The sequence below is a fragment of the Gordonia amarae NBRC 15530 genome, assembly GCF_000241345.1.
Taxonomy (GTDB): domain Bacteria; phylum Actinomycetota; class Actinomycetes; order Mycobacteriales; family Mycobacteriaceae; genus Gordonia; species Gordonia amarae.
Map to the genome: position 1 here is coordinate 94351 of NZ_BAED01000003.1, position 13523 is coordinate 107873.

At 68.2% G+C, this 13523-nt stretch carries 13 protein-coding genes; 2 read left to right on the top strand and 11 right to left on the bottom strand.

The window, feature by feature from the left end; translation table 11 throughout:
- Nucleotides 1-46: 46 nt before the first annotated feature.
- The 7 genes from pyrF to pyrR are packed head-to-tail and all read right to left on the bottom strand — an operon-like array spanning nucleotide 47 to nucleotide 8817.
- A complete protein-coding gene (gene pyrF / locus GOAMR_RS00675) occupies nucleotides 47-904 on the bottom strand; it encodes an orotidine-5'-phosphate decarboxylase (RefSeq protein ID WP_005181264.1) in 858 nt (285 codons plus the stop codon).
- Complete coding sequence (gene carB, locus GOAMR_RS00680) at nucleotides 894-4229, bottom strand: carbamoyl-phosphate synthase large subunit (protein WP_005181265.1); 3336 nt, start codon at nucleotides 4227-4229, stop codon at nucleotides 894-896. Before carB ends, pyrF begins: the two co-directional genes overlap by 11 nt.
- Complete coding sequence (gene carA / locus GOAMR_RS00685) at nucleotides 4229-5350, bottom strand: glutamine-hydrolyzing carbamoyl-phosphate synthase small subunit (protein WP_005181272.1); 1122 nt, start codon at nucleotides 5348-5350, stop codon at nucleotides 4229-4231. Before carA ends, carB begins: the two co-directional genes overlap by 1 nt.
- The gene (locus tag GOAMR_RS00690; RefSeq protein ID WP_005181274.1) at nucleotides 5347-5955 is read right to left on the bottom strand and encodes a PH-like domain-containing protein; all 609 of its coding nucleotides are present in this window, start codon (nucleotides 5953-5955) and stop codon (nucleotides 5347-5349) included. The genes carA and GOAMR_RS00690 overlap by 4 nt, the downstream gene beginning before the upstream one ends.
- Nucleotides 5952-7256: a dihydroorotase gene (locus GOAMR_RS00695; protein ID WP_005181275.1), complete on the bottom strand. Its 1305-nt coding sequence runs from the start codon at nucleotides 7254-7256 to the stop codon at nucleotides 5952-5954. The genes GOAMR_RS00690 and GOAMR_RS00695 overlap by 4 nt, the downstream gene beginning before the upstream one ends.
- Nucleotides 7253-8230, bottom strand: a complete 978-nt coding sequence (locus GOAMR_RS00700) for an aspartate carbamoyltransferase catalytic subunit (RefSeq protein WP_005181277.1) — start codon at nucleotides 8228-8230, stop codon at nucleotides 7253-7255. Before GOAMR_RS00700 ends, GOAMR_RS00695 begins: the two co-directional genes overlap by 4 nt.
- The gene (gene pyrR, locus GOAMR_RS00705) at nucleotides 8230-8817 is read right to left on the bottom strand and encodes a bifunctional pyr operon transcriptional regulator/uracil phosphoribosyltransferase PyrR (RefSeq protein WP_005181278.1); all 588 of its coding nucleotides are present in this window, start codon (nucleotides 8815-8817) and stop codon (nucleotides 8230-8232) included. Before pyrR ends, GOAMR_RS00700 begins: the two co-directional genes overlap by 1 nt.
- A gap of 136 nt (nucleotides 8818-8953) precedes the next feature.
- On the opposite strand from pyrR, the gene GOAMR_RS00710 reads away from it, so the two are divergent.
- Nucleotides 8954-9907 carry an ERCC4 domain-containing protein gene (locus tag GOAMR_RS00710; protein WP_005181280.1) on the top strand — a complete coding sequence of 318 codons (954 nt, stop codon included), beginning with the start codon at nucleotides 8954-8956 and terminating at the stop codon, nucleotides 9905-9907.
- Nucleotides 9908-9975: 68 nt separating this feature from the next.
- Here GOAMR_RS00710 and nusB read toward each other — a convergent pair whose 3' ends face one another.
- From nusB to GOAMR_RS00725, 3 genes are read right to left on the bottom strand one after another with little or no spacing between them, the layout of a single operon-like run.
- A complete protein-coding gene (gene nusB / locus GOAMR_RS00715) occupies nucleotides 9976-10440 on the bottom strand; it encodes a transcription antitermination factor NusB (RefSeq protein ID WP_005181283.1) in 465 nt (154 codons plus the stop codon).
- 12 nt (nucleotides 10441-10452) lie between these two features.
- Nucleotides 10453-11016 (bottom strand): elongation factor P, encoded by a 564-nt coding sequence (efp, locus tag GOAMR_RS00720; RefSeq protein WP_005181284.1) that lies wholly within the window; start codon nucleotides 11014-11016, stop codon nucleotides 10453-10455.
- A gap of 19 nt (nucleotides 11017-11035) precedes the next feature.
- Complete coding sequence (locus GOAMR_RS00725; RefSeq protein ID WP_005181287.1) at nucleotides 11036-12130, bottom strand: M24 family metallopeptidase; 1095 nt, start codon at nucleotides 12128-12130, stop codon at nucleotides 11036-11038.
- Nucleotides 12131-12220: 90 nt separating this feature from the next.
- On the opposite strand from GOAMR_RS00725, the gene GOAMR_RS00730 reads away from it, so the two are divergent.
- Nucleotides 12221-12706: a B-4DMT family transporter gene (locus GOAMR_RS00730; RefSeq protein WP_040513946.1), complete on the top strand. Its 486-nt coding sequence runs from the start codon at nucleotides 12221-12223 to the stop codon at nucleotides 12704-12706.
- 64 nt (nucleotides 12707-12770) lie between these two features.
- Here the strand turns inward: GOAMR_RS00730 and GOAMR_RS00735 are convergent, their stop codons facing one another.
- A complete protein-coding gene (locus tag GOAMR_RS00735; RefSeq protein ID WP_005181291.1) occupies nucleotides 12771-13433 on the bottom strand; it encodes a GntR family transcriptional regulator in 663 nt (220 codons plus the stop codon).
- Nucleotides 13434-13523 lie beyond the last annotated feature (90 nt).

Genomic DNA, 13523 nt, shown 5'->3' on the forward strand with positions numbered 1-13523 from the left:
ATTCGCCCAGACAGAGGACAGCCCGGCGCCCGGTATGCGGGAATGGTCAGGAAAAGGGCGTCAGCGCCGACTCGACCTCGTCCCGGGCCGCCTCGCAGGCAGCCCGCAGGGCGGCGACATCCGGACCCGCCGCCAGCACACCACGCGAGCTGGCGGGCAGCACCCAGCGGGTATCGGCCCCGGCGAACACCTCGGGGATGTCGGCTGCGGTGGCCCCCTGCGCACCGAGACCGGGCGAGAGGATCGGCCCATTCAGCGCGGCCAGATCGAGTCCGTGCGAACGCGTGGCGCCCACCACGAGCCCGACCGTCGAGGTACCGGAGGCGTTCTCCGCGGCCGCATCGTCGACAATGGACTGCGCGACGATCCGGCCGCCCGGCACCGACGCGGTCTGGACCTGACCGCCCTCCGGGTTGGAGGTGCGGGCAAGCACGAACACTCCCCTGCCCGCTGCGTGTGCGGCGTCGATCGCCGGACGCAGGGACTCGAATCCCAGGTACGGCGAGATCGTCACCGCGTCCGAGCACAGCGGGGACGAGTCGTCGAGCCACGCGGTGCTGTAGGCGGCCATGGTGGAGCCGATGTCGCCGCGTTTGGCGTCGGCGAGCACCAGAGCACCGTGTTCGCGGCAGCCGGCGATGACCCGTTCGAGGACGGCGAAACCGGCCGACCCGAACGGCTCGAAGAACGCCACCTGCGGCTTGATCACCGCCGCCACCGGACCCAGCGCCTCGATACAGATGTCGGCGAAGCGGGACAGGCCGGCGGCGTCGACGGTCAGTCCCCAGTCGGTCAGCAGGCCCGCGTGCGGGTCGATCCCGGCGCAGAACCGTCCGCGCCGGACCACCGCGTCGAGATATCGGGCCCCGAAACCTGTTGTCACCACACCTGTGTCACCGTGCATCGATAAGCGCTCCGTGTCTGCTCTGGATGGATTCGACGCCCATCGCCCCGTTGATGGCGGCCTCGATGCCCTGCACCGCGGCGCTGGCGCCCTGCACCGTGGTGATGCACGGGATGCTCTTGGACACCGCGGCGCTGCGGATCTCGTACCCGTCGACGCGGGGGCCGGAGTTGCCGTATGGGGTGTTGATGACCATCGCCACCTCACCGGCCCGGATCTGGTCGAGGATTGTCGGTTCACCCTCTGCGGCCTCGAAGTGCTTACGCACCGTGGTGCAGGTGATGCCGTTGCGGCGCAACACATCCGCGGTGCCCTCGGTGGCCAGGATGGTGAAGCCGAGGTCGGCGAGATGCTTGACCGGGAAGATCAGCGCCCGCTTGTCCTTGTTGGCCACCGACACGAAAATCGCACCGGAGGTGGGCAGCGATCCGTATGCCGCTGCCTGCGACTTGGAGAAGGCCTTGCCGAAGTCGGAGTCGATGCCCATGACCTCGCCGGTCGACTTCATCTCCGGGCTCAGCAGCGTGTCGACGCCGGTGCCGTCCTCGCGGCGGAACCGGTTGAACGGCAGCACCGCCTCCTTGACCGCGATCGGCACGCCGACCGGTGCCTCGCCGCCGTCACCGGTCGCCGGCAGGATCCCCTGCTCGCGCAACTGCGCGATGCTTGACCCGAGCATCACCCGGGCACATGCCTTGGCCAGCGGCACGGCCGTCGCCTTGGACACGAACGGCACCGTGCGGCTCGCCCGCGGATTGGCCTCGAGCACGTACAGAATGTCGTCCTTGAGCGCGTACTGGACGTTCAGCAGCCCCTTCACGCCGATACCCTTGGCCAGCGCCTCGGTGGACTCGCGCACCATCTGCAGGTCGGCGCGGCCCAGGGTGACCGGCGGCAGCGCGCACGCCGAGTCGCCGGAGTGGATGCCGGCCTCCTCGATGTGTTCCATGACGCCGCCGATGAACACCTCGTCGCCGTCACAGAGCGCGTCGACGTCGATCTCGACCGCATCCTCCAGGAAGCGGTCGACCAGCACCGGATGGTCGGGGGTGAGTTCGGTGGCGCGGGAGATGTAGTCCTGCAACGACTTCTCGTCGTACACGATCTCCATGCCACGGCCGCCGAGCACATACGAGGGCCGCACCAGCACCGGATACCCGATGCGTCCGGCGGTCTCACGTGCCTCGTCGAAGGTGGTGGCGGTACCGAAGGCCGGTGCGGGCAGGCCCGCGTCGGTGAGCACCTTGCCGAACTCGCCACGGTCCTCGGCCAGGTCGATGGCCTCGGGTGAGGTGCCGACGATCGGGACGCCCGCGGCTTCGAGCCGGTGCGCCAGGCCCAGGGGGGTCTGGCCGCCGAGCTGCACGATCACCCCGGCGACGGTGCCCGACTGCGCCTCCGCGTGGTACACCTCCAGCACATCCTCGAAGGTCAGCGGCTCGAAGTAGAGGCGGTCGGCGGTGTCGTAGTCGGTGGAGACGGTCTCGGGGTTGCAGTTGACCATCACCGTCTCGTACCCGGCCTCCGACAGCGTCAGCGCCGCGTGCACACACGAGTAGTCGAACTCGATACCCTGACCGATCCGGTTGGGACCCGAACCGAGGATCAGCACCTTGGGCCGTTCGGTCTGCGGCGCCACCTCGCTGGTGGCGGCGGGGTCGAGCTCGTACGACGAGTAGTGGTACGGCGTCTTGGCCTCGAACTCGGCGGCGCAGGTGTCGACGGTCTTGTACACCGGGCGCACGCCCGCCCCGATGCGGAACTCGCGGACCGCGGCCTCGTCGGCGAAATCGCTGCGCAGCGCGGCGATCTGGCGGTCGGAGAAACCGGAACTCTTGGCCTCGCGCAGCAGAGCCTCATCGAGCCGGCCGGCGTCGCGGATACGGGAGCCGAGCGCGCCGATGGCCTCGATCTCGGCTAGGAACCACGGGTCGATGGCGGTGGCGTCGTAGAGCTGCTCGACGGTGGCGCCGGCGTCGAAGGCCAGCATGATGCCGTAGAGACGTCCGTCCTTGGGTGTGGAGAGCGACTCCAGCAGTGCGGGCAGGTCCACCGTGGCCGGGCCCTGACGTGCGGCCTCGGTCCAGAAGCCGCCGGCCTTGGTCTCCAGCGAGCGCATCACCTTACCGAGGGCCTCGGCGAAGCTGCGGCCCAGGCTCATCGCCTCGCCCACCGACTTCATGGTGGTGGTGAGGGTGTCGTCGGCGCCGGGGAACTTCTCGAACGCGAACCGCGGTGCCTTGACCACCACATAGTCGAGCGTCGGCTCGAAGCAGGCGGGCGTCTCCTTGGTGATGTCGTTGACGATCTCATCGAGGCTGTAGCCGATGGCCAGCTTGGCGGCGATCTTGGCGATCGGGAAGCCGGTGGCCTTCGAGGCCAGCGCCGACGACCGCGACACACGCGGGTTCATCTCGATGACGACCAGACGTCCGTCCTGCGGGTCCTGTGCGAACTGGATGTTGCAGCCGCCGGTGTCGACGCCCACTTCGCGCAGGATGGCGATCGAGAGGTCACGCATCTTCTGGTACTCGACGTCGGTGAGGGTCATCGCGGGGGCGACGGTCACCGAGTCGCCGGTGTGCACACCCACCGGGTCGACGTTCTCGATGGAGCAGATGACGACCACGTTGTCGCGGTTGTCGCGCATCAGCTCGAGCTCGTACTCCTTCCAGCCGAGGATCGACTCCTCGATGAGCACGTTGGCGGTCGGTGAGGCGGCCAGGCCGCCGCCGGCGATGCGTTCGAGGTCGGCGTCGTCGTAGGCCATGCCCGAGCCGAGACCGCCCATGGTGAACGAGGGCCGCACCACCACGGGGAAGCCGAGTTCGGCGACGGTCTCGCGGACCTCGTCCATGGTGTGGCAGACGCGGGAGCGGGCACTCTCGCCACCCACCTTCTCGACGATGTCCTTGAACATCTGCCGGTCCTCGCCGCGCTGGATGGCGTCGAAGTCGGCACCGATGAGTTCGATGTCGTACTTCTCCAGTGAGCCACGATCATGCAGCGCCACAGCGGTGTTGAGTGCGGTCTGACCGCCGAGGGTGGCCAGCACGGCGTCGATGGGATGACCGGCGTCGCGTTCGGCCTCGATCACCTTCTCCACGTACTCGGCGGTGATGGGTTCGATGTAGGTGGCGTCAGCGAACTCCGGGTCGGTCATGATGGTGGCCGGGTTGGAGTTGACCAGCGACACCCGCAGGCCCTCGGACTTGAGGACGCGGCACGCCTGGGTGCCGGAGTAGTCGAATTCACAGGCCTGGCCGATGACGATCGGGCCGGACCCGATGACCAGGACGTGGGAGATGTCGGTACGGCGTGGCATCAGGCCCTCGTTCCTTCCAGCAGGGTCGCGAACTTGTCGAAGAGGTAGGCGGCATCGTGCGGGCCGGCCGCGGCCTCCGGGTGGTACTGCACCGAGAAGGCTTGTCCGGAGAGGAGTTCCACCCCTTCGACGACGCCGTCGTTGGCGCACACGTGGCTGACGCGGGCGCGGCCGAAGTCGGTGTCGAATTCCTCACCGGCCTCGCCTTCGAGGGCAAAGCCGTGGTTCTGGGCGGTGATGGACACCTTGCCGGTGGCCGAGTCGATGACCGGAATGTTGATGCCGCGGTGACCGAACTTCATCTTGTAGGTTCCCCGGCCCAGCGCCCGACCCAGGATCTGGTTGCCGAAGCAGATTCCGAACAGCGGGATCCCTTCGCCCAGAACCTGTTTGGTGAGCTCGACGGTGGCATCGGCGGTGGCCGGGTCGCCCGGGCCGTTGGACAGGAACACCCCGTCCACCTTCAGGTCCTTGATCGCGTCCAGGCTCGTCGACGACGGCAGCACGTGAGCGCGGATGCCGCGCTGGGCGAACATGCGCGGGGTGTTGGTCTTGATCCCGAGGTCGAGGGCGGCGACGGTGAACCGGGCGGGTCCGTCGGACTCGATCACGTAACCGGCGTCGGTGGACACCTCGCCGGCCAGGTCGGCGCCGGCCATCGTCGGCTGCGATTTGACCCGCGCCAGCAGCTCGTCGGTGTCGGACAGTGCGTCGCCGGAGAACACCCCGGCGCGCATCGAACCGTGCTCACGCAGCACCCGCACCAGGGCGCGGGTGTCGATGCCGGCGATGCCGACCACGCCCTGCTCGACCAGCTTGTCCTCCAGGCTCGTGGTGGCGCGCCAGTTGGAGACCCGGCGGGTGGGGTTGCGCACCGCGTACCCGGCCACCCAGATCTTGCCGCCGTGCGACTCGTCGTCCTCGGTGTTCCAGCCGGTGTTGCCGATCTGCGGTGCGGTGGCCACCACGATCTGGCGGTGATAACTCGGATCGGTGAGGGTCTCCTGATAGCCCGTCATCGCGGTGCAGAACACCGCTTCCCCGAGGGTTTGCCCGACGGCCCCGAAAGACTGCCCGGCGAAAACCTGGCCGTTCTCCAGAACCAGTACCGCTCTGCTCATTGATCACTTTCTGTTGCAGCGAAATCGTCGACCCAGCCGCTGTACACGGCCTTGTCGTCAGCTCTGATGCCGGAGTCCACCTCGGTTCCGTTGGGCAACGCCCACCGGACCACGAGCACTCCGCCCGCCCCCATGACCTTGCCCGCGTGGCCGCTCTCGGTGCGGACCGCCGTCACGCTCGACCGCGGGATCCAGATGTCGCCCGCACCCTGGCGCGCGATCTCGATACCGTCGGAGAATTCGGTGATGTTGGCCGCCGCGCGGTCGCTCAGCCCGCCGACGGTGATCTTGTTCTGCCAGCTCGGCGCGAACGTCGTGCCCAGGTACAGCCCGGAATCGGGTCCGCGTAGCAGTGCGCCCGGATTGTCGGGCACCGCCGGGATCTCCCCCACCGTCGGCGCCTGCTCGTGGGCCTTACGCCCCGCCCCCGTGGCCACCATATGCACCATGCGTGCGAGACCGACGAGCACGGCAAGCGTGCCCCCGACGATCAGCACGTTGATCACGGCCTTGCCCCAGGTCCAGTCCGGCCCGATGTGCAGTACCACGACCGCGAGGACGGCGGCCGGCACCACAGCGCCGGCGCGGACCCATCCCCTGTTCATCGCCGGACCGACCCCTCGTAGGCGGTGACCGCCCCGCGCAGGACCGTCGCCCGGATCGTGGCGGGCAGCGTCATGTCGGCGTACGGGGTGTTGCGGGACAGGCTCGCCAGGTCGTCGGCCGTGACCGTCCACGACGCCTCGGCGTCGACCACCGTGAGATTGGCGGGTTCACCGACGGCGATCGGGCGGCCCTGATCGGTGAGCCCGACGATCTGCGCCGGCCGTTCACTCATCACCTTGGCGACCCCGCGCCAGTCGAGCAGCCCGGTGTTGACCATGGTCTCGACCACGATCGAGAGCGCCGTCTCCAGTCCGAGCATGCCGGGCCGGGCGACGGAGAACTCGCAGCACTTCTCCTGCGCCGCGTGCGGTGCGTGGTCGGTGGCGACACAGTCGATGGTGCCGTCGGCCAGACCGCGGCGCAGCGCCAGGTTGTCGCGTTCCTCCCGCAGCGGCGGGTTGACCTTGTTGACCGGGTCGTACGTTTCCAGGCGGGCATCGGTGAGCAGCAGATGGTGCGGCGTCACCTCGGCGGTGATCGAAATACCCTGTGCCTTGGCCCATTTGACGAGTTCGACGGTGCCCTCGGTGGAGGCGTGGCAGATGTGCACGCGGGTGCCGGCGTCGCGGGCGAGCAGCGCGTCGCGGACCACGATCGACTCCTCGGCCGCGCGCGGCCAACCGGCCAGGCCGAGCCGGGAGGCGGTGGGTCCGTCGTGTGCCAGCGCTCCCACCGTGAGCCGCGGCTCCTCGGCGTGCTGGGCGATGAGAACGTCGAGGCCCTTGGCGTATTCGAGCGCGCGGCGCATCAGCAGCGGGTCGTCGACGCATTTGCCGTCGTCGCTGAACATCTTCACCTTGGCCGCGCCGGCGGCCATCATGCCCATCTCGGCGAGCTGTTTGCCCTGCAGTCCGACGGTGACCGCACCGACCGGGTGCACATCGACCAGGCCGACCTCGCGGCCGGTGCGGTACACGTTGTCGGTGACGGTCGAGTTGTCGGCGACCGGGTCGGTGTTGGCCATCGCGAACACCGCCGTGTACCCGCCGAGGGCGGCGGCGGCCGAACCGGAGGCGATGGTCTCGGTGTCCTCGCGGCCGGGTTCGCGCAGGTGGGTGTGCATGTCGACAAAACCGGGCAGCAGCACCGAGTTGCGGCCGGCGATCCGCTCCACCGCCGCCGGAGCGGTCAGATCCGGCCCGATCTCGGTGATCACGCCGTCGACGATCAGGATGTCGACGGGATCGCCCTCGCCGTACGGTCGGACGTCGGTGATCAGCAACGATCCGGGCGCGCTCACTGGTGGTTCTCCCTGCTGTTCGGGACCGGGGTCGTGGTTTCGGGGTCGGTGCCGACGAGCAGCCCGAACAGCACCGCCATCCGGACGTGCACGCCGTTGCGGACCTGTTCGAGGACCGTCGCGCGCGGCGAGTCGGCCACCGAGTAGCCGATCTCCATGCCGCGCAGCATCGGGCCCGGGTGCAGCACCACCGCGTCGTCGGCCATCAGGGCCAGGCGGCGCTCGTTGAGGCCGTAGCGGACCGAGTACTCGCGGGAACTCGGGAAGAACCCGCCGTTCATGCGTTCGGCCTGTACCCGCAGCATCATCACGGCGTCGACGGCGGCGAGTTCGGCGTCGATGTCGGTCGACACCGTCACCGGCCACTGCTCGACACCCGTCGGCAGCAGGGTGGGCGGTGCGACCAGCACCACCTCCGCGCCGAGCGTGGACAGCAGGTAGGCGTTGGAGCGGGCCACCCGCGAATGCAGCACGTCGCCGACGATCGCGATGCGCTTGCCGTCGAGGCTGCCGAGGCGCTGGCGCAGGGTGAGCGCGTCGAGCAGGGCCTGGGTCGGGTGCTCGTGCATGCCGTCGCCGGCGTTGATGATCGACGGTCCGCTGCCGTCGGCGGCGGTGGTCCAGTCGGCGATCTGCCGGGCCGCGCCCGAGGCGGGATGGCGCACGATCAGCGCATCGGCACCGGCGGCGTACAGGGTTTTGACGGTGTCGCGCAGCGACTCACCCTTACCCGCCGACGAACTGGATGCGCTGACGTTGATCACGTCGGCGCTCATCCACTTGCCCGCCACCTCGAACGAGACGCGGGTACGGGTGGAGTTCTCGTAGAACACCGTCATCACGGTGCGCCCGCGCAGCGTCGGCAGCTTCTTCACCTCGCGGCCGGTGAGCGCCTGCTCGAAGCGTTCCGCCTCGTCGAGGATGGCTGTGGCCTGTTCGCGGGACAGATCCTGGGTGCTGAGCAGGTGACGCATCAGGCACCTGCCCCGGGAAGCACACGGGCGCCGAGGACGACCTCATCGACGCCGTCATGTTCGGTCAGGTGGACCGCGACGTTCTCCTCGCGGGAGGTGGGGATGTTCTTGCCGACATAGTCGGCGCGCAGCGGCAGTTCACGGTGGCCGCGGTCGACGAGAACCGCGAGTTGCACCGCGGCCGGGCGGCCGAGGTCGCGCAGCGCGTCGAGGGCGGCGCGGACGGTGCGACCCGAGTAGAGGACGTCGTCGACGAGGATGACAATCGCGCCGTCGACACCACCGGCGGGCACCATGGTGCGTTCGAGCGGGCGGTGCGGTTTGTCGCGCAGATCGTCGCGATACAGGGTGATGTCGAGATAGCCGACCGGGATCTCGGTACCGGCGAACTCGGAAATCTTGGCACCCAGACGTTTCGCGAGAGCCGTTCCACGCGTGGGGATACCGATGAGGACGACATGGGGTGCGTCCGGGCCGTCGAGAGCTGTTTTCTCGATCACCTGATGTGCGACACGGGCGATGGTCCGGGACACATCCGCCGCGTCGAGCAGCACCCGATGGGATTGCCCATCGTTTACGTCAGCCAACGTGACCTCCTTCTCCGCCTCACGGGACGGTCCGTTAAAGGATGCCTGCCGGTCATGCAGTCTACACGCCGAGGGGCCGAACTCCAGGCAGCGTGACGTGATATCGCCCGCACCTTCACCTCGGTATCGTGGCGGTATGTCGTCCGCCTCCGACGAACTGATCATCGCCCGTAATCCCGAGCAGGGTTCGACGCTGCCATACCTGGTCCGGATTCCGTTGGGCACGAACGGCATCGTGCTCAAGGTGCGCGACACGTGGCCGCGGACCACCAAGATCTACTGCCATCGCGCGGCCGAATGGCCCGACACACCCGAGATACTGGAACAACATCCGGTGCGCTCGGTCACCAAACGCGGCGGGGCCATCGACCTGGTCCTCGATCGTGCTCGGGAGAACCGGTCCCAATTCGTGCTCACCCGGGCACGGGGCCGGGAGGTGATCTTCTGGCAGTCGCGGCGCACCACCAAACAGGCCCGGCCGAACGTCGCATTGCCGACCGCCCGCGCCCACGGCCAGGTCCTCGACATCGTCATCGATTCCGGCGAACGTTACTCCTACAACTTCTCGCACCAGCAGGCGACGACCACCAAGCGGCGGCTACCCGTCGGCGATTACGCAGTTTTCGACGGCGATGACCTGGTGGCTGCGGTGGAACGCAAGTCGATCGAGGACCTCGCCGGTAGTCTGCTCGGCGGTACCCTCACCTACCAGCTCGCCGATCTCGCCGGCCGACATCGCGGTGCAGTCGTCGTCGAAGCGAGATATTCGGCGGTGTTCGCTCAGGAACACGTCGCGGGTTCATCGCTGGCCGAAGCGATCGCCGAGGCCCAGGTCCGGTTCCCGAACGTACCGATCGTCTTCTGCGACAACCGTAAGCTCGCCCAGGAATGGACCTACCGCTGGCTGGGCGCCGCGCTGCACGAATGGCGGTTGAACAAGGGAACCGAACCGGTGGTGGAAACACTTGCCGGACCGTCGGCCACGGCCGCCGACATCCGGGCCTGGGCGCGCGACAACGACCTCGACGTTCCCGCCAAAGGCCGCATCCCGAACGACATCCGGCGCGCATTCGACGCCAGAAACGGCTGACGCCTATCGCACAAAGATTGCGGTTGGTTCCGGAATCCGGAACCAACCGCAATCTTTGTGCGTCGGGGTCAGGCGTCTGTGCTGGGTTCGGCCGCGGCCGCGGCGCGCACCTGCGGTGCGAGGTCGGCGATGCGGGCGAGCACCCCGTTGACGAAGGCGGGCGAATCGTCGGTGGACAGTTCCTTGGCCAGCTCGACCGCCTCGTCGACGATCACCACCGGATCAACATCGGTGGCATTGAACAACTCCCAGGTGGCCAGCCGCATGATGGCCCGGTCGACCGCGGGCAGGCGCGGCAGCGTCCACTCTTTCAGGTGCGATGACAGCACGGCGTCGACCTGAGCCTGATCACCCGCCACACCCTCGACGACGCGCGCGGTGTACGGGTGGATCTGACCGACGCTCTCGTCGGTGATCACCAGCTCACGCCGTTCGGCCACCAGGTCGGTGGCCTTGACGCCCTTGGCCTCGGCCTCGAACAGCAGGTAAACGGCGCGTTTACGCGCCTTGTGACGGGTACCCGGGTGTTTCACTGAACCTCGCGCTCAGCTGTTGACGCGGCCGAGGTAGCTGCCGTCGCGAGAGTCGACCTTCAGCTTGTCGCCGGTGTTGATGAACAGCGGGACCTGGATCTCGGCGCCGGTCTCCAGCGTGGCAGGTTTGGTGCCGCCGGTGGACCGGTCACCCTGCAGGCCCGGGTCGGTCTGCTGCACGAGCAGTTCGACGGTGACGGGCAGCTCGACGTAGAGCGGCGCACCCTCGTGGGTGGCGACCTGCACCTTCATGTTCTCCAGCAGGAACCGGGCGCCGTCGCCGACGGTCTCCGGGGTGATGTTGAGCTGTTCGAAGGTTTCGGCATCCATGAAGACGAAGTCGCTGCCGTCGCTGTACAGGTAGGTCATGTCGCGACGGTCGACGGTGGCGGTCTCCACCTTCACGCCGGCGTTGAAGGTCTTGTCGACGATCTTGCCGCTCAGCACGTTCTTGATCTTGGTACGCACGAAGGCCGGCCCCTTACCGGGCTTGACGTGCTGGAACTCCAGGATCTGCCAGAGCCCGTTGTCCATGTTCAGCACGAGGCCGTTCTTGAAATCGGCGGTACTCGCCATGCGTGGTTACTTCCTAACGTCAGATGACGGTGAACGTCTTGTCGGTGGTGGTCAGCAGGTCGGGCCCGCCTTCGGTGACCACGAGGCTGTCCTCGATCCTGACGCCACCTCGACCTGGGAGGTAGACGCCGGGCTCCACGGTCACCGCGGCGCCGCATGGCAGTGTACCCGCCGCGGCCGATCCGATTCCCGGCGCTTCGTGGATCTGCAGCCCGATGCCGTGCCCGAGACCGTGCACATACTTGTCTCCGTAGCCCGCGTCGGCGATCACCGAACGGGCAGCGGCGTCGACACCACGCAGGTCCGCGCCCGGTGACAGGGCCGCCCGGCCCGCGGCCTGCGCCGCGGCGACGAGGTCGTAGATCTCGCGCTGCCAGTCGGCGGCGTGACCGAGGACATAGGTGCGGGTCATGTCGGAGTGGTAGCCGGCGACGGCCGCCCCGAAGTCGATCTTCACGAAGTCGCCCGCGGCCAGCGCCGCGGATGTGGGCCGGTGATGCGGGATCGCCGAGTTGGCCCCGGCGGCGACGATGGTCTCGAACGACACGGCATCGGCCCCGCGCTCGTACATCTCCCATTCGAGCGCCCGGGCGACCTCGCGTTCGGTCCGGCCGGGCGACAGCAGCCCCCGCTCGATGATCGCGGCCAGCGCCTCGTCGGCGACCGCGCACGCCCGGCGCAGCAGGTCGACCTCCCCCGCGTCCTTGACCTCGCGCAACCGTTCCACCAGCCCCGACGTGCCGACCAGATCGCCGTCGAGGTCCCGGTGAGCGGCCACCGTGACGATGTGCTCCTCGAATCCGATCCGGACCGCGCCGTCCTTACCGGCGTGCTCGACGAGCTCGCCGAGACAGTTGCGGGCGATCACCGCCTCCAGGTCGCCCGACTGTTCGGCGACCTGGGTGAGGTAGCGGCCGTCGGTGCTGATCCGGTCGGCCGCCGGATCGGTGCCGACCAGCACCGCGGCGTTGGATCCGGTGAAACCGGTCAGGTACCGGACGTTGATGAGGTCGGACACCACCAGGACGTCGGCGGTGTCCGTCAGCAGGCCGCGCAGCCTGTCGCGGCGGGCGCGGTGGTCGGCGGAAGGGGGCGGATTCCAGGGCTGGGCCATGACTGAAATCTACCCAGCGCACTCATCCGTGCGGGGGAACCAGCGGGTATGTGGTTTCCCTCACGTCACCGGTGGTCTAGTCTGTCCGCCATGGGTTCTTGGTTACTGCGCGGTATACCGCTCACCGCTGTCCACGTCGTCGCGCGCGTGCTACTCGCGATCGCCGTGGTGGAAACGCCGCTCTCCTCGAGTACGTGGAAGGTTCTCGCCGTTGCCGCCGTGGTGCTCGTCGCACTGCTGTGGGGCGGAATCGACGGTATCCGGGACGCCCGGGCCAATCCCGACCCCGACGACTACGCCGACCTGACCGTGCGCTGGCTCAAGGCCGGCCTGTTCGCCGGTGTCGTCGCCGCGATCATCTGCTGGATCATCGGCCACTGGTTCATGAGCGGCATCGGTGAGGCCTCGCTGCCCATCGAGATCATCGCCGGCGGCTCGTTCACCGCGCTGCTGGTGTACGCCCCCGCCTTCGTCGGATTCTCCTTCGGCCGCTGGGTCGTCCGCCGCGACCAGCGCAAGAACGAGGCCGAGGAGGACTGGTCGGTTCACGAGGACCGCACCCCCCAGAACGCCTGATCCTCAACCACGAACCACAAAGCCCGCCGCGTCGGTGACGCGGCGGGCTTTTTCACGTCCCGTTTCACTCAGGTAGTACCGACCGCAGCGCCTCCAGCGTAGGGTGGCGCCCTCCTTCGATATGTGCGTAGGCGATGGCACCGGCCAGTTCCGCATCACCGCACGCGATCGCGTCGCAGAGCTGGTGGTGTTCCCGGCACGTCTGGAAGGCGTTGCGCTGAGTCGAGATGATCCCGAAGATCCAGCGGTCCCGGCCCACCACCGGACGCATCATCGACGACAGCAACGAATTGCCGGCCAGCCGCAGGATCTCGTCGTGCACCGCCGCATTCGCCTCCGCGATGGCGGCATCCGGGCCGGTGGCCAGTAGCCGGTCGGCGGCGGCCAGCGCCTCCGTCATCGAGGTGGTGGGCTCCCCGGATGCCGCCCGGCGGGCGGCCAGCCGTGCCGCCTGCACCTCCAGGGCCAGCCGTACGTCGTAGAGCTCCTGCACGTCGGCCAGGCTCAGCCGCACCACCGACGCACCACGGCGCGGTGCCGTCTCGACGAAACCCTCCGCTTCCAGCCGCACGATCGCCTCCCTGACAGGTACCCGCGAGGCGTCGAGTTCGTCGGCGAGATCCCGTTCACGCAGTCGTTCCCCGAAGGGCAGCTCACCGGAGATGATGCGTGCACGGATCTCCGCGTAGATGCGCTGGGTCACCGAGTCATCGGCCGTCGACGTCATGCACACATCCTTACCGAAACCAGGATCACGTTCCACCCAACTTGGCATACCAAAGTCAATTTGTAGCAAAGGTGAAATCGGTATTTACCT

Excerpts from the sequence above, each read along its gene's own strand:
- efp (WP_005181284.1), bottom strand. The coding sequence starts at position 11,016 with ATGGCGAGTACCGCCGATTTCAAGAACGGCCTCGTGCTGAACATGGAC.
- GOAMR_RS00735 (WP_005181291.1), bottom strand. The coding sequence starts at position 13,433 with ATGACGTCGACGGCCGATGACTCGGTGACCCAGCGCATCTACGCGGAG.
- GOAMR_RS00730 (WP_040513946.1), top strand. The coding sequence starts at position 12,221 with ATGGGTTCTTGGTTACTGCGCGGTATACCGCTCACCGCTGTCCACGTC.
- GOAMR_RS00725 (WP_005181287.1), bottom strand. The coding sequence starts at position 12,130 with ATGGCCCAGCCCTGGAATCCGCCCCCTTCCGCCGACCACCGCGCCCGC.
- GOAMR_RS00710 (WP_005181280.1), top strand. The coding sequence starts at position 8,954 with ATGTCGTCCGCCTCCGACGAACTGATCATCGCCCGTAATCCCGAGCAG.
- pyrF (WP_005181264.1), bottom strand. The coding sequence starts at position 904 with ATGCACGGTGACACAGGTGTGGTGACAACAGGTTTCGGGGCCCGATAT.
- carA (WP_005181272.1), bottom strand. The coding sequence starts at position 5,350 with ATGAGCAGAGCGGTACTGGTTCTGGAGAACGGCCAGGTTTTCGCCGGG.
- carB (WP_005181265.1), bottom strand. The coding sequence starts at position 4,229 with ATGCCACGCCGTACCGACATCTCCCACGTCCTGGTCATCGGGTCCGGC.
- GOAMR_RS00690 (WP_005181274.1), bottom strand. The coding sequence starts at position 5,955 with ATGAACAGGGGATGGGTCCGCGCCGGCGCTGTGGTGCCGGCCGCCGTC.
- GOAMR_RS00700 (WP_005181277.1), bottom strand. The coding sequence starts at position 8,230 with ATGCGTCACCTGCTCAGCACCCAGGATCTGTCCCGCGAACAGGCCACA.